We start from the raw sequence: 14624 nt of genomic DNA, 5'->3' as shown, positions 1-14624 counted from the left end.
GATTTGCCTAGGGGTTCACTTGCACGGTACGCAATGCAGAGTGAACGGTCCGTCCATCCTCTCGCTGTTGTTTGAGTTGCAATCGAACGGGTCCCGTCCCGACCTGCGGCATCGAAAGAGGCAGTTTGGAAGTTCCAGCTTGAATGCTGCCGATTTTCTCTAGTTCGTGCCAGACTTCGATTTCGCGATCGGTTGCAAATCCACTGGAGGTGATTTCGAGTTCAGGCGTCTTCTGCAAGTCGACAGTATCAGGGCAACTCCATGTGACTCGGTCTTTCTTTTGCAAGTCGGACGCTTCGTCGAAGAGGTAGACCCAATGGTTTTGTTCGAAACGGTGTTGAATCGGCCCGTTTCCTTTCGCGATCACACGTAATTCATGCCAACCGAGGGGCGCGTTCGACGTGTTGAGTTGCAGGTCGGGTTCGAAGAGGACTTCGTTGATGTAAATGCCGTCGATGGTGCAGGTAACCGTATCAATCGCAGGAGCGTCGGCATCTTGGGAGAATCGAAGTTGGATGCTTTGGTTTCGAGCGATCTGTTCGGGTGCTTCCATGATTTGGAATCGAGGGGGTTTTGCGAAAGGTTGGCAGAGAGGATCACCGACTATCAGTAGTTGGTAGGGGCATAGGACGGTACTGTAAAAGGCTTCGGCTGAGGTCATTCCATCGGTATAGGCATCGTGAATGAGGGGATTTGGAAATTTGTTGATAATCGAATAGGGTTCGGTGACCGCACCGCTACTGATGGCAGCACCGTGGCGAATGAACTCGGTAGCTTTGGTCTGTGAAGCGTCGGTCATGGCACCTCCGAGGCTGGTCAAGTTGTCTGCGATGGCCCCAGGCATGAGTTCCGCACCGCTTTGCGCGAGCTGAAAGGTAGGCGTACCGATCATTAGTCCTGCGCATTTCACCCGTTTCGTTGGCAATGCCTCCTCGATGACCCTCGCATCGAATCCTTTTTTCTTTAGTCGCTGGATGGCGAGATCAAAGAACGGGAGGCGAGTCGTCGTCCGGACATCACCGGTCTTCGTGAATAAGAAGGTGCCATCGATTGGCTGAAAGTCCGATTGCGTGCTTCGTTTCAGTCCATCGATTACTTCAAAGCGAGTGATACCGAAGTCTTTTGAGACGCCCAACATCGTCGATAGCAAGTAGGTTGTACCGAAGTTCGGCTGTTTGGTAGCGAGCGAGTTCGGTGCAAAAGTTGTTCGGGCGTCAAACCCCCGAAAAGGGGTGAAATCAAATGGATCGTCCTTGCATAGTTTCAGGATCCGTTTCATGCGAGGGTCGTTTTGGAGAGGTTGAAAAAGTTCGTCGTCCGCTAAAGCAGAGCGGTAGGACCATCCCCCGAGCACGGCTTGTTCGAGTCTGGCCAATGCTTCATCGGAGTTGTCGTTCTTCATCCAAAGTTGGGCAGCGATGACTTGCATGGGAGGGCGAAGATCTCGGGGCAGTTTCTGTACTTCTTGATCGAAAATTTTTGCTGCATTTTCCCAATCCATGGCTTGAGATTTCGCAACGAGATCTTTCATGATCTCGGCGTCGGCGATGAGAGGACGAAGGAGGGAGGAGCCGGGACGAGATGCGTACCCGTTCGCTTCAAAGCTCAGATAAGCGGGTGAGCCAGCGACGACATGCTTGAAGAAGTAGGTCAGTCCGTTGATTGACGCGACTGGGGTAAGGTATGGAGATTTATCGGGGAGCGAGTTGACTTCTGGTGCGACATCGATGGCGGTGGGGAAGTCGACCGAATAGGCGATACCTTGGAGATGTCGCCCCAAGCCCCGTTGTTCGATTTGGGTCAAGACGGGGAGAAGGATTGAGTTTCGAAAGAACTCGATCGAGACCCTGTCACTTTCTGGGATACCGAACAAGACGATCACATTGTTGGAGGGGATACCTCGAAGGGAGCAGAAGTGATTGGCAACGGTCCGAGAGGAGATCGAATCACCATTGACGACGACAGCCCAGTGGCTCGCGCTAGCGCCGGCGTGGGAAATTGCGGGAGCGTAAACGATCCAAGCCAGTGTGCTGACGATCCCGAGTACCGCGAGGGTGAAACGGTACAAGGTCTTGCGAAAAATCGCTTTCCACGCGTTGTTCGTCGCGTTCGGAAAATCCGAAATGGTGGATGAAAACGCAGGCTGAAAGTTTTCGGTGATCACGCAAAGCCCCTTTAAAAATCTGGCGACGTTGCTACCATGCTCCGTTACATCAGGGCCGGGAAGCCGGTAGTAGTGGCATCCCCAGCACGGGGTTGCTCGGTCTTGAAAAACCCAGTCTAAAGAGAGCGTAGCTCAGTCGGTAGAGCAAAGGACTTTTAATCCTTGGGTCGAGAGTTCGAGTCTCTCCGCTCTCATTGAAGTTTAATCAACGTTTTTCAAGGTCGGACGCCAACCGAGGCGTACCGGGAATCACCCGAGCGACACTGTAAAGTCGAAGTCCATACCGGAAAACTGTCCTAGCAGGGCAGTACACCGGAAATGGGCGAAAACCAACAGGAATTGCTCTGATGCCACGACCAAAGGCGTTGGTTCCGTCTCTTCGGTTCCACCTCAGCGGGCAAGCGATCTGCGAGATCGCTGGAACCACCTACTACCTTGGAAAACATGGCTCCCCGGAGTCTTTGGCCAGGTACGCGGTTCTCATTCGCGAGTACCAACAAAATGGGCTCGTTGTTCCGCCCCACATCACATCGGCCAGCTTACAGGAAATGACCGCCGGATTCGTAATTCCGACTCAATCGGTCAATCAATCCGCCGAGCCGATCCACGTGAAGCACATCACAGCGGCGTATCGATCGCACATCGAAAAGATCTACCAAAACGATCTAGTCGAGCGAACCCGACTCAACCGATTGTGCGATGAACTGGACAAACACAGCGGATCCGTTCTAGCAAGCGAGTACGGCCCGCGATTGCTTCAACAGCAGCGAGATCGATGGGTAAAGTCTGGGAAATCTCGCAAATACTGCAATCGCCTCACCAATGCGACGGTTCGGATCTTTCGCCACGCCGTTTCGCAGGAGCTCGTTGATTCTTCGCGATGGGATGCGCTCAAGAGCGTTGAGCCTTTGCGAATAGGACAAACGACCGCGCGCGAGACCGAACGGGTGGAGCCGGCCCCGATCGAGCATGTTCGAGCGACTGCGAAGTTTCTTTCGCCACAACTCAAGGCCGTTATTCGCATTCAGGTAGCCACCGGAGCCAGGCCGAGCGAGGTTCTGAACATGACCCCGGGCGAGATCGACAGAAGCGGCCCGGAATGGGTCTATCGCCCAGCCAAGCACAAGAACGCCACCCGAGGAAAAGCAAGAGCGATCCCGTTGGTAGGCGATGCGAGGGAGGCCATTATCGACTTCCTGAATCGAGATCCCGACAGCTTTCTGTTCTCCCCCCAAGAGTCCATGGCATGGCACAACGCACAGAAGCGAGCGGATCGCAAGACAAAGGTTCAACCAAGCCAGCGGGACCGATCGAATCCGGACGCTACCAGGGGCCCGGGAGATCGCTTTAACGTCCACTCCTACCGCCGAGCTGTTGCTCGAGCTTGCGACAAGGCAGGAGTTCCCTACTGGCACCCCTACCAGCTGCGGCACCTCGCAGCAACGTCGATCCGCGACGTATTGGGGCCCGAGGCGGTTCAGGCTTTGCTAGGGCATTCGAATATCCGAATGACCGAGCATTACGCCCAGGTCACCGAGCGCAAAGCGATTGAGGCAGCCAAGCACGCGCCGAAGCTGTAGAATTACCATCCAATCGCCAGGGGAGTAATTAACCCCGTGCCGATCCTCCGGGAAAGTGCTCCAGCTAACCCGGTGGATCGGCGGCGAATCTTCACCCTGGAGCATCCAAAATGCCTGTTCATTCTCGCCAGCGCGAAGCATCGCCGAGCTTCCCACTTAATCCCCCCGTCTACCGGCCCGCATCCAACGAAGAGATTCTAAAGAGATGCCCATACCCTGCTGGTTTTGATCCCGTTAGCTCTGGATGCTTCCACTTGTGGATATGGGCGGAGGTGATCGAAGATCACTACAAAGATCCTAGAGTCAAGCCATCACGCGATGATTGGATGCTCTATCGTCCATCGGAAATGGCAATCGAATCTCTCAACGAATACGCCAAGCAGTCTAGCCGTCACCGCCTCTTTCGGGGCAGTGTTTTTGTTGCTCTTCGTCGGGTCGAAGCCAAATTTGACAAGATTTGGAAGAGTCCGAAATCAACAAGTTGCAAAGCTCTTTACTTCGATGCGTTACAGTCGCTTTGTGAGAAGATCAAGAAGACAGCGGAAACCATCGCCAACGATGTAGGACTTGCAAAAACGTCGAGTACACCACCAACCGAATCAACTTCTACGCCCGTTGAACCGCGAAAAGGAACTGCAGTAAAGTATCTTTTCAAGTGGGAATGCGAAGAAGAAATAGCACGCGTAATGGTCGGTAAGTTTCAAGAATCCGAAACTTGGAGATCGAAAAAACCAACCGCGATTGGTTCGGTAAAGGATGGCGAAGGCAGATTTAATCTATACGACCCGATTGCGTTGTTGACCGTTTACGAGCTTTACTGTGAGCGTTGTAAAACTCCGCTTGAAGACGCAACCAAAAAGAAGATTCTTCTCGAGCTAAATCAAATGGCGAAATTCCCCACACTTCCACCAAGAAAGACACCAACGAAAACCGCAAAGAAACCAGGCAATAAGAAGGCCTAACAGCCCCCCAACTACCTTGAAGATAGTTGCGGGATGAAAATAAATCGCAGAATTCCCAGGCTCTTCGACCTCTGTCGCACACTGGGAAAACGTTGACCGATCACGTTTCGCTTGTTCTCTCGCAATTGACGGGCGAATGAAAAAATAGTTGAAGCGTCAAATCTCACGTTCAAATCACTCCATGCAAACCAATTCACCTTTGCAGGAGGAAACCGTGAACAAAACGATTGATCGACCAAAGACAGCTGAGGAGGCTGTTTCCCAGATTCTTACCGAGGATGTAATCTCGCTCGACCAGGCAATGCGTCAGATGCACGCGATCTCAGGCTATCGGCCCGAGAAACCGACTTTGATTCGGTGGATTACTCGAGGAGTTGGAGGCGTGCGCCTAGAGGCCATCAAGATGGGCGGCCGTTACTGGTACACATCCACACAAGCCCTCAACCGATTCATCACAAAGCGCAACAGCTTCTGAGATTAAACGAAGAAGGCCGGCTGCCTATGCCGGCCTTCTTCTGATGTTCGTTTCTAAACATCGTGTTCAAATGAAAGTGTAGCCAAATGATTGCACCAGGCAATAACGCGACCGACATCAAGTCGCGAAATTATCAATTTACCCTACTTCGAAACATCGTATTCTCAACGACGCGTGTTGATTCGTTTCCGCTCTCTGGAGCAGCGATCAAATCAACATTGCGTGCAATAGATGACCACGCAGCACCGAAATGCTATGCGAGTTGTATTACCTTGGCTCGCGAAACCTGCCAAAGCGAACGCACAATCCGAAGGTGCATCAAGTATTTGGAATCCGCTAGCTTGATTATCGTCGAGAGACGACATCGCTACACAAATTCCATATCGATCAACTGGGACCGGATTGAAGAAATTGTAATAACCGATTTTGCATTCAACCCTGTAACATTAGCAGGCAATACTGTAACGATAGCAGTCGAGGCTGTAGCGCAGGCAGTTAATACTGTAGCGCGAGTCGATCGAGAGGAAAGTATAACCGACCAACCATCTACCCAAGAGCAAACCAAATCCGAAACCAAAACCGTAAATAAGCGAACGGTATTTCATCCGCCAAAATTGGAAGAAGTTCGCGAGTTTGTCAGCGAGAACGGTTTTTCGGTTGACGCGGAGGAGTTTTGCGACCATTACACAGAAAATGGTTGGAAGACAGGCGGAGGTATTCAGATCAAAGACTGGCAAGCAACCATCCGAAAGTGGGATCGCCGCGCCAAAAAGGACAGGCCGCCGAATCGATTCAACAACACACGGAAGCAAGGATACGCATCTAGCGCGGATTTTTCACCGGAAAGGAGTCTAGAGAATGCATCTCTATTCAGCTGATAACCGAACCGTTACTGCGGGACTGTCTCCGCTATCCCCACGAGCACGTTGGCGCATCGTTGAGCCCGCATTGGTTCGGGTCGAATCTGGCGACTTCAGCGATTTCGATCGACAGATTACGGCAACCTGGGAGGCCGACCAGAAACGCATGGATACTATGATCGCCAAACGCGGAGTTCGATATGCAAATTGCACGCTTGACAACTACGAGACACCGATCGAACGCCAAGCGAAAGTCGTCTCCCAGCTGAAAGATTACGCTTTCAACGCGGGTGCAAACATTGCCAAAGGCAAAAACGTCATTCTGTGGGGCACAAAAGGAACAGGCAAGGATCATCTATTGATGGGACTCGCTCGTCAGGTTTTTGCCGAGATCGGGAGATCCACCCGTTGGGTCAATGGCTGTGATTTGCACGCGAAACTTCAGGATACGGCATTCGGTCGAGCCCAGGCCGATCCATACGATTTCAGCGCTCCGATACTTTGGATTTCGGATCCATTACCACCGAGCGGAGCGCTAAGCGACTTTCAAAAGTCTCTGTTATTCGGTTTGGTAGATGCTCGCTATTCGAAATGTCTTCCGACATGGGTATCGATCAACGTAACTAGTGGGGAGGAGTTCGACGCAAGGATCGGTAGCCAAATAGCAGATCGGCTAAGACACAACGCGCTAATGATCCCGATGGACTGGCCAAGTTATCGTTCGCGAAGGGAGCCGAACTAATGCATTACATTTTCGAGTCTAACTCACTGCGAATCATCGACATGCTTCACCGATCGCTAGAGGCACAGGCCAGGCTCGATGGGAAGAAGCTATTCGTTCTCGATCAAACACCGGTGAAGCTTTACGTCGCGACGGACATTAACATCGGCATCGTCGATTTAATAGCACAGCAAGTTCGATCAAGACTCTTCGAAGGCGAAACGCTTCTCCTTCGGGCACCAAACACGGTTGACTAATCGGGATTTATTACAACAATGCAAGTAACAAATTTGTATCGAACTGACCGGCACAACCTAGATGCGCGTCGCCAGTCAGTCGACCAAGGAGGCTTGGCGTCAAATCAACGGGCACTCCTTCCACGTTTTATCGGGGGAGGGGGGCTTATTGTCTTCCCTCTCTTCTACCAACGAAAGGGAAGTTATGTCTATGAAAGAGCTTTACGACAAGCGAAACAAGCTTGTTTCGGATGCTAAGAGTTTTCTTGAACAGCATGGGGAAAGCTGGACTTTCTCACAGCAGCACGAATACGACAGAAAGCTGGCAGAGATTAAATCGCTCACCGAAGAGATCAAAGACAAAGAAGAGAAGCGAGCGAAAGCCGGCTTCCACGTATCGGGTCCGCTCAACTACGACCCTGCCGAACCATTCACACGAACCAGGAACAACAAAATGCAATCCAACGAAAACGTAATCTTCCACCAGGGGCAATCGATCGCCGCCCACTTTGGCTGTGACCCTTCGATGAATATTGTCGGCAATCTCATTTGTGCCCAAGCCGGCCGCGACATCGATGGCGACATTCAAGCCGTGATTGCCGGCACTACAAATCAGAATGGCAATAGCGTTTTGAAGCAGCCTCATTTCGCTGGAATGATGGATCACGTCGTAGCCGACTCGACGTTAACAAACGCCGGCGCAGGTGTCCTAATGATGAAATCCGAGACGGTTACGATTGGGCGAATCGAGTCGAAAACCGAGTTCGAGTCGAAACCGGAATTGGAGAGCTTTACACGTCAAAAAATGAAGTTTGGTCATGTTGGCATGCGATCCTTTACCATTGGAGCCGTGTACGAGACGTCAAAGGAGTTCCTACAGGACGCGGTTAACGCGCCGCAGATTATTGAGAAGACCCTCGCAGCCGACTTTGCCGAGCAGATCGACAAGTACGGTATTCAGGGGACGGGCGAGAAGGAACCTCTAGGGCTTGCCAACAACACCGCGATTGCATCGACGGGCGGCGGAGCTGTGGATTGGCTCGACTTCTCTGCGGCGTCCACCACGATCCGAGGATTCAACCGGGAGCCAAACGCTTGTGTTCTGACCCCGACTCTTCGCGACGCGCTTTGGACCATCGAGACAGGCGACGGAACCACAGCGGCCCGCGGGTGGCTCTCTCCACCGAAGACGCTTGAGAATGTTCGGTTTTTGGCTTCGAACAACGCACACGCAACCGTAGGCGTTATCGGGGATTTTTCCCAAGCGTTGATTGGTATTCGCCTAGGAATGGAAATCATCACATCCGATCAAGCTGGCGACACGTTCGAGAATTACGCGGTTCTCATTCGGGCCGTATGGCGCGGCGACTTCGCCGTTATTGATCCAAAGGCTTTTCACAGACTTACCGGCCTTACTGCAACCTAACACAGCCTGGCCGGCTTAACCATTCTTCAGAATCAAAGGAATCAACATGAACCAGCTATTGAACTGCAAATACGTCGAAGTCATTCGACCAGGAGCGATCGTTGACAATGCGTCGTTCTCAACAACCGTCGTAGACACCATGGGATGGGGCTTCGCAACGTTTATTTTCCACCTTGGGACCACCGACATCGGGATTACCGCGCTCAATCTCCAGGAGTCTAGCGAATCGGGTGCAAACTTTGTCGACGTCGACGGGCTCGACGTCAACGGAGATCTCAACATCGACGACATCGCGGCCGTTCTGCCGAGCGCAACCGATGATGGGAAGATCTTTGTCTTGCAATGCGATCTACGCCACCGGCTTCGCTATCTCGATCTCGTGGCCACCATGGGCGACGGATCGGCGGGAGGCTACGCGTCTTGCGTTTGCATTTTGACCTACCCCAAGATTGCACCGATCACCATGAGCGGCATGGGTGCGGAAGAGATCCTTCGAACCTAGAGGAATTGACCATGGCCGGCACGATCAACGCAGCAAACATCTCGATTGGGTTTGACGGTAGCAAGCTAAGAGCGGGCGAAGAGTTAACCCGATCGAGTTTGAACACCATTCGCCAGAATATGTCTCGATCCCTTTCGGACAACGAGCGGTACCGCGCTGAAATGGCGCAACTCGGCATCGCATTGAACAAAGGGGCAATCGACCAGGGCAGGTACGGCGAAGCGGTTGAGTTTGTATCGAAGAAGTACGGCATTATCACTCCTTTGGTGCAGCGTCAAATCGATGCTGAGAGACGGGAAGCAGAAGAGAAGCAGCGCAAAATTGCGCTGCAGAAGCAGGAGGACGCAGAGTTACAACGTCACATCGCATTAACCCGCAGCGTTGAGACGGCAACCGAGCGACATACAAGGCAGATGCGGGAGTATCACGCGGAGTTGAGAAGGGGCGTCATTGACCACGAGACCTACAATCGCCTCGTTCGACAATCTGCCAAAGATATGAACGCGAAGGGCGGGGCCTTTGGTTCGGGCACTGTAGGAGGTTTCGCAGTGGGAACAGCATTGGGAAGCACTGCGGCCGGTATTGGTTATGGCGCGATCGATTGGATTAAATCGGCGACCACCGACACGTTCAAACTGGCTGCACAAGTTGAAACGGCAACCGTCGCATTTGAAGTTCTCACACAGTCCGCCGATCAAGCGAAAAAGTTGGTCGGCGACATTCGATCGCTGGATCAGAGATCTACTCTATCGTTCATTGACATCCAGCAAGGAGCCAAAACCATGCTTGGCTATGGCGTGGCGGTCAAAGAGGTCATGCCAAGCCTTGAGGCTCTTTCGAAAGTCAGTATGGGCAATGCGGATGTTTTTCAGCGTCTATCTCTCGCATTCTCCCAAACCATGGCAAAGGGCAAGCTCGCTGGGGAAGAGGTCCGCCAGATGGTCAATGCGGGATTCAATCCACTTCAAGCTGTCGCCGAGAAGTTATCGAAGACGGTAGGAGGTTCGACTACCGAACACATGGCGAAGCTAAACAAGCTGATGGAGGAGGGAGCTATTTCGGCGAGGGTTTTCCAGGATTCTTTGCAATTCGCAACCGAAGGCGTTGGTCGCTTCGCTTTGATGAATGAGAAACAACTGGGAACCGTCCAGGGGAAATACAACAAGCTCCTTTCGGAAACGGAAGTATTCAAAACCAAGCTTGGCCAGTTGTTCGAGCCGATGACAAAAATGGTTCTGGATTTCGCGAATGCCAATGCCAAATCTGCAAGCGAGAACCCTTGGACTGCTGGAATCGGAGGTTTCGGCGGAGCCGCCGCATTATTCGCAGGGCAGAAATCGTCTCCAATTCCCGACATGGTTGCGGACTACGAGAAGCAAGCGGCATTGTCTGAAAGCGACCTCAAAAAGCTGTTGAATGAACAGAATGAGCGAGCAAAGAACGAACAAGCGATCAAGGAGCATAGCGAGAACACCCTTTCGCAGTTGCACAAAGCAAACCTGATGTTGAAGCGTGAGGAGCTCAACACGATCGAGATGCAGATCGACAAGATGAAGGAGCTTAGGGAGGAAGAACTTAGACGACGCGGCCAGAGATCCCCGGACTTACTGAAGATCGATGAGGCCATTGCAGCATTGCAGAAGGCCAACGCGGAGAATCTCGCGGCCAAGGCAGCTGAGCAACGGCAGAAGGACGAGGAGTTCAACGCGCGAGCGAAGGAGCGGCAAGAAGAGATCCGAAGACGTTCTGGCGAAAGGATGGTCGATGAGAACAAGAACTTTCAAAAGTGGATGAAGGATGCAAGCAATCCGCAGAATCTATCCAACAACGTCGCCCCAGCAGTCAAAGCAGGAACCGCCGAGGCTTACAAGTTTCTTATCGATCGACAAGAAAAGATTTCGTCTCGAGCTGAGCAGATCGCGGAGAAATCTGCTCAGCATCTCGAACGGATAGCAAAGATCAACGAGGAAATGAAGCGAGATCTCGAGAAGGCGCCGCGAATCGTAAAGGTTGGTCCATAAGCCGACAAGGCTCGACGACCGGTAGGGGGGGCTGAAACCTGGCGGCGCTGTTGCCAGCGACCGCTCGTCCTCGCAACCACATGTTTTTTGCTGTTTTTTTAGGGGGTTGGCTTCTAGGCTGACCGCCGACCGCCCGGGACGCTCGGTACCGAGCCATTTCGGGACGTTTTCACTGAAAAATCGTTGAAAAAGGAGTTGGGACCTTGGGAAACGTGGTTCGGATGAAGATGCTTCAAATCCGCTTTCGGAAGCAACAAATGGAGCACGAAAACGACCATTTTGAGCGCCCTCAGGACTCCCCCTGTCTTTTCCCCCCTGGATCACCTGAAAAGGTCGAAACCCTGAGGCTTCGACTCGAATCAGGGATGGAGCTATGGAATCCGGACGACGCTAAAGAAGCGTTTCGCTGGAGCGCGGCAACCGGTTTGGTTTCCGATTCTTTTTTACGCGACGGGCGCGGCGCCCTTCGCAGACTTCAACAACTGGAGCTTGAAAATGAGAAAGTCGAATGCACCTAAGAACGATTTGAAAGAGTTCGATATTGGCCATATCGAAATGCTGGAGCAAGCATTGCAAGAGGCAGGCATGAGGCTTGCCTGCGCGTTGAAACAGTACGAAAAGCACGTTGGCGAAAAGGATGAGCAGGCCGTAACGAGTGAATCGGACTGGCAAGCCATGCGATCATCTATAAGGGCTCTCGCTAAATGCGTGATTTCTGTGAAAGCGGAAGTTACGCGGCGGCAATCGGAAGACGCTTTGATTCGAGCGATTGAAATGCTTAACCTTTCGGACGTCCTCCAATGCCTAAAAGTTCTTTATTTTGAAGCTGAGGGGGCTCTTTCGAGTTGCAAGAAACAAGGCTTCGGACAGATCCAGATTCCTGCAAAACACCGCGAGGATGCGTTGGAAGCAATCCCCGTTATGCTTCGAGCGATCGCAGGCGCCGAAGGATCTCTTTTCGCGAGCCGATACGGCAAACTTTCGAAGCTCTGCGATAAGCCTTAATCAGGGAAATCGACTACCGATAAATACCGAAACACTGATATTCAATGCAACGATTGCGTCGATCGCTGCAATCGATTACCTTCTAAATCGCGACATTTACAGCGTTTTTGAGCTTTCAAAGACCTTGAAAAGTTGGACTTTTAATCCTTGGGTCGAGAGTTCGAGTCTCTCCGCTCTCATTAACCTTAAACCCGCGTTTTCCTTGGTTTTCCCAAGTGATTCGCGGGTTTTTTCGTTGATGGTTACCGCGGGGGGACGGGGGCCGGATTCGCTTCCTGACGCTTCCTGACGCATCGAATAGCACCCTGAGTGCTGCGCATTCCGTGTCCATTCGCCAGCCGTTCCGGTGCCGGCCAAGGGTTGCCGCCGTGCGTGGAAATCGGCCCTCTTGTCCTCCGAGTCCAAGACCGCGAGGAAATCGCCTTCCATGGCCTATTGCTTCGCCTGAGGGTCGGCAATCGTGTTGGGCCAAGCCCATCGACGATCGACCTCAGTTAAAAGCACGCAACTGCGCGCTTTGCGGATAACGCGCAATCGCCTACTGTCGTGCGATTTCTGCAAACAGAGTACTTGCGAACCATCGATTGTCGCGATCCAACGCAAAAGAGCGACGACATGTGCCCATATGCTTTGTACCAAGAAAAAACAGATACCAAGCGTGCGAATGGTTCAGCGAACACTGCTTGCTCACCCTACTCTACTTTTCACCTTCTAAACTCTACTCTCTATCCACTCCACGGCTCCCGAGTTCTAGAGCGCATCTTTGCAGAATGACCTGCGGCGGTGGATGGGTACCTGCTTCGCTCGATCTGTTAAGCCGATAGACAGGGACTCTTGATGAAGTGCTTGCGCATTCAGACGTGGTCGCCTATCGAGACTGTTAAACGATTGGAAAGCAGAAGCGTTCTTCTTGTCTTGCTCGTCAACAAATTGTTTGACGGTCAGCTGCAGGCAAGATGCGTTGGAGCGATGGACAGAGAGTCATTTGAAACGCACCCGTGAGATCATCGAACGGAATCGAGCGATGCGAGTGGAAGTGCCGTCGCGGGGGATGTTTTGCTGAAAGTTCAGCTCGATCCCTAGGAGAACCGCCATCCCGCAGGTCGACATTAACATTCTGGTGCCTGCATTGCCTTGCAAGGAAAATCTTTTTGGCTGTGACCAGACGTGTCCCTCCCATTTCGATGATGAAGTGGAGTCAGGGAGACGAGCCTTCCTGACACCGAATTCATTCGGACAAAGACAGAGGGGAGCTTCGAGAGCCCCCCGTTTTTTGGGAAGGGAATGGAGACATGGCAGCAGCAACTTTCGCAGGTCGAGAATCGGGGAAACTGGTTCAAACTCGATTCGACTTTGATTCGGTTCAATCGGAAGCGACGCAGGAATCAAGTTCATCCCGGAACGAGTTGGGAGCGGTTCGCGGTCGCACTTCTTTTGTTGCGAATCCAGTGGGTTTTGTCGCGACGCCTGTAGGTGCCGATCGCATGCGGCGGGGCGAGTGCCGGCATGTTGGGGGAGCGCTCGTATCCGTTCTTGGGAAGTATGGACTAACGGTCGACGCGTTGTTGGATGAGATTGAGCGTCAGAAAGCGATGCAAGACGCGTCAGGGGTTCTTGTCCAATAGGGCCTCGATCTGAATCGCTTTGCGGCCTTTGAATGCTCCTGCGGATGCGAGGAACTTGACCCGGTTAGAGATTTCCACCTCGAGGGGTTCGCCCGTATCTTTTTCGGTGGAGATGATATCGCCGATTTCTAGATCAAAGAGGTCGGATGTTTTGATTTTAGAGCGAGCGAGGGTGACGATGACTTCTGCTTCCGAGCCATCGAGTCGTTGCAGCAATTGAGACTTCGTTTCAACGTTGCTTCGAGCGGAGGCGTAGCCAATCCAGCTGTTGCTGGTCAATTTGCTGTTCACCCGTTCGATGGTGTTGTATGGGATACAAAGATTGATCATCCCTCGGACTTGTCCAATGGTCAGTTCGAAGCTGACCATCACAACAACTTCATTGGGAGGAACGATTTGAACCAGTTGGGGATTGCTCTCCACTCGTTCGACTTCGATGTTCATCTCCACGATGTTGAACCAAGCGGTTTGCAGTTCACGGAGAAAGACATTGCTGATGCGGGTCGCGAGTCTCAGTTCAATTTCGGAGAGTGGACGTTTGAGGGTGGAATCACCCGATACGCCGCCCCCCAGCATGCGATCGATAATTGGGAATAGGAGTGCAGGGCTGATATCCAGCACCCAGTTTCCTTCCAAGGGGAGGGGTTTGAGAAGATTGAAGCAGGTTGGGATGGTTAGGCTGTAGACAAATTCGCTGTAAGTCAATTGATCGACGCTGATCAAGCGGACTTCGACCATGGAACGAAGGACAGCGGAGAGGGATGCTCCGAGGTTGCGAGAGAAGCCATCGTGCAGGGACTGGAGTGCACGCATCTGTTCTTTACCGACCCGTTCTGGTCGTTTGAAGTCGTATGCCAGGATGCGCATTTTGGGCGCACCGGGCTTCTTGGGATCTGTTTTTTTAGGGTCCCCTGCCGGTTTGGCCTGCGGCTCAAGAGATTGGAGCAGACTTTCCACATCGCTGCGGCTCAGTACGTCGTCTGACATGGAGGGTATCCTTTCCCTATCTCTTTATGAATTACGTAAATCGTGGTGGGGGCGATTGGA

The 14624-nt window shown here is 52.4% G+C and carries 14 protein-coding genes and 1 tRNA gene; 13 read left to right on the top strand and 2 right to left on the bottom strand.

Annotated features, from left to right (window positions below; translation table 11 throughout):
- Window positions 1–7 precede the first annotated feature (7 nt).
- Entirely contained in the window at window positions 8–2164 is a 2157-nt protein-coding gene (locus SH467x_RS18045) for a hypothetical protein (RefSeq protein WP_482368490.1), read from the bottom strand.
- 121 nt (window positions 2165–2285) lie between these two features.
- On the opposite strand from SH467x_RS18045, the gene SH467x_RS18040 reads away from it, so the two are divergent.
- The 13 genes from SH467x_RS18040 (at window position 2286) to SH467x_RS17980 (ending at window position 13577) form a co-directional block, all read left to right on the top strand.
- A tRNA-Lys gene (locus SH467x_RS18040) sits at window positions 2286–2358 on the top strand.
- A gap of 153 nt (window positions 2359–2511) precedes the next feature.
- A complete protein-coding gene (locus SH467x_RS18035; RefSeq protein WP_482368489.1) occupies window positions 2512–3744 on the top strand; it encodes a tyrosine-type recombinase/integrase in 1233 nt (410 codons plus the stop codon).
- Between the two features lie 110 nt (window positions 3745–3854).
- Window positions 3855–4706, top strand: coding sequence for a hypothetical protein (locus SH467x_RS18030; protein ID WP_482368488.1), 852 nt, complete (start codon window positions 3855–3857; stop codon window positions 4704–4706).
- Between the two features lie 214 nt (window positions 4707–4920).
- On the top strand, window positions 4921–5181 hold the full coding sequence (locus SH467x_RS18025) for a DUF1580 domain-containing protein (protein ID WP_482368487.1): 261 nt from the start codon (window positions 4921–4923) through the stop codon (window positions 5179–5181).
- Window positions 5182–5522: 341 nt separating this feature from the next.
- A complete protein-coding gene (locus tag SH467x_RS18020; RefSeq protein ID WP_482368486.1) occupies window positions 5523–6059 on the top strand; it encodes a hypothetical protein in 537 nt (178 codons plus the stop codon).
- On the top strand, window positions 6040–6783 hold the full coding sequence (locus SH467x_RS18015) for an ATP-binding protein (protein WP_482368485.1): 744 nt from the start codon (window positions 6040–6042) through the stop codon (window positions 6781–6783). The genes SH467x_RS18020 and SH467x_RS18015 overlap by 20 nt, the downstream gene beginning before the upstream one ends.
- Window positions 6783–7019: a hypothetical protein gene (locus SH467x_RS18010; RefSeq protein WP_482368484.1), complete on the top strand. Its 237-nt coding sequence runs from the start codon at window positions 6783–6785 to the stop codon at window positions 7017–7019. The genes SH467x_RS18015 and SH467x_RS18010 overlap by 1 nt, the downstream gene beginning before the upstream one ends.
- Before the next feature lie 184 nt (window positions 7020–7203).
- A complete protein-coding gene (locus tag SH467x_RS18005; RefSeq protein ID WP_482368483.1) occupies window positions 7204–8424 on the top strand; it encodes a phage major capsid protein in 1221 nt (406 codons plus the stop codon).
- A 46-nt stretch (window positions 8425–8470) separates the two neighbouring features.
- A complete protein-coding gene (locus SH467x_RS18000; RefSeq protein ID WP_482368482.1) occupies window positions 8471–8926 on the top strand; it encodes a hypothetical protein in 456 nt (151 codons plus the stop codon).
- An 11-nt stretch (window positions 8927–8937) separates the two neighbouring features.
- Window positions 8938–10947: a tape measure protein gene (locus SH467x_RS17995; RefSeq protein ID WP_482368481.1), complete on the top strand. Its 2010-nt coding sequence runs from the start codon at window positions 8938–8940 to the stop codon at window positions 10945–10947.
- A gap of 221 nt (window positions 10948–11168) precedes the next feature.
- The gene (locus SH467x_RS17990) at window positions 11169–11465 is read left to right on the top strand and encodes a hypothetical protein (protein WP_482368480.1); all 297 of its coding nucleotides are present in this window, start codon (window positions 11169–11171) and stop codon (window positions 11463–11465) included.
- Window positions 11443–11952 carry a hypothetical protein gene (locus tag SH467x_RS17985; protein WP_482368479.1) on the top strand — a complete coding sequence of 170 codons (510 nt, stop codon included), beginning with the start codon at window positions 11443–11445 and terminating at the stop codon, window positions 11950–11952. The genes SH467x_RS17990 and SH467x_RS17985 overlap by 23 nt, the downstream gene beginning before the upstream one ends.
- A gap of 1292 nt (window positions 11953–13244) precedes the next feature.
- Window positions 13245–13577 carry a hypothetical protein gene (locus SH467x_RS17980; protein WP_482368478.1) on the top strand — a complete coding sequence of 111 codons (333 nt, stop codon included), beginning with the start codon at window positions 13245–13247 and terminating at the stop codon, window positions 13575–13577.
- Here SH467x_RS17980 and fliM read toward each other — a convergent pair.
- Window positions 13557–14564 carry a flagellar motor switch protein FliM gene (gene fliM, locus SH467x_RS17975; RefSeq protein WP_482368477.1) on the bottom strand — a complete coding sequence of 336 codons (1008 nt, stop codon included), beginning with the start codon at window positions 14562–14564 and terminating at the stop codon, window positions 13557–13559. The two genes, SH467x_RS17980 and fliM, sit on opposite strands and share 21 nt — an antisense overlap.
- Between the last annotated feature and the right edge of the window lie 60 nt (window positions 14565–14624).

Source organism: Brakhagea slesvicensis, from assembly GCF_052161625.1.
In the GTDB taxonomy this organism is placed as follows: Bacteria; Planctomycetota; Planctomycetia; order Pirellulales; family Pirellulaceae; genus JBKCUI01.
This window is presented reverse-complemented; position numbering and strand designations above follow the sequence as displayed.

What these genes read in the sequence shown, in the direction of transcription:
- SH467x_RS17985 (WP_482368479.1), top strand. Translation starts at nt 11,443, where the DNA reads ATGAGAAAGTCGAATGCACCTAAGAACGATTTGAAAGAGTTCGATATT.
- SH467x_RS18030 (WP_482368488.1), top strand. Translation starts at nt 3,855, where the DNA reads ATGCCTGTTCATTCTCGCCAGCGCGAAGCATCGCCGAGCTTCCCACTT.
- SH467x_RS18005 (WP_482368483.1), top strand. Translation starts at nt 7,204, where the DNA reads ATGTCTATGAAAGAGCTTTACGACAAGCGAAACAAGCTTGTTTCGGAT.
- fliM (WP_482368477.1), bottom strand. Translation starts at nt 14,564, where the DNA reads ATGTCAGACGACGTACTGAGCCGCAGCGATGTGGAAAGTCTGCTCCAA.
- SH467x_RS17995 (WP_482368481.1), top strand. Translation starts at nt 8,938, where the DNA reads ATGGCCGGCACGATCAACGCAGCAAACATCTCGATTGGGTTTGACGGT.
- SH467x_RS18010 (WP_482368484.1), top strand. Translation starts at nt 6,783, where the DNA reads ATGCATTACATTTTCGAGTCTAACTCACTGCGAATCATCGACATGCTT.
- SH467x_RS18000 (WP_482368482.1), top strand. Translation starts at nt 8,471, where the DNA reads ATGAACCAGCTATTGAACTGCAAATACGTCGAAGTCATTCGACCAGGA.
- SH467x_RS18015 (WP_482368485.1), top strand. Translation starts at nt 6,040, where the DNA reads ATGCATCTCTATTCAGCTGATAACCGAACCGTTACTGCGGGACTGTCT.
- SH467x_RS17990 (WP_482368480.1), top strand. Translation starts at nt 11,169, where the DNA reads ATGAAGATGCTTCAAATCCGCTTTCGGAAGCAACAAATGGAGCACGAA.
- SH467x_RS18035 (WP_482368489.1), top strand. Translation starts at nt 2,512, where the DNA reads ATGCCACGACCAAAGGCGTTGGTTCCGTCTCTTCGGTTCCACCTCAGC.
- SH467x_RS17980 (WP_482368478.1), top strand. Translation starts at nt 13,245, where the DNA reads ATGGCAGCAGCAACTTTCGCAGGTCGAGAATCGGGGAAACTGGTTCAA.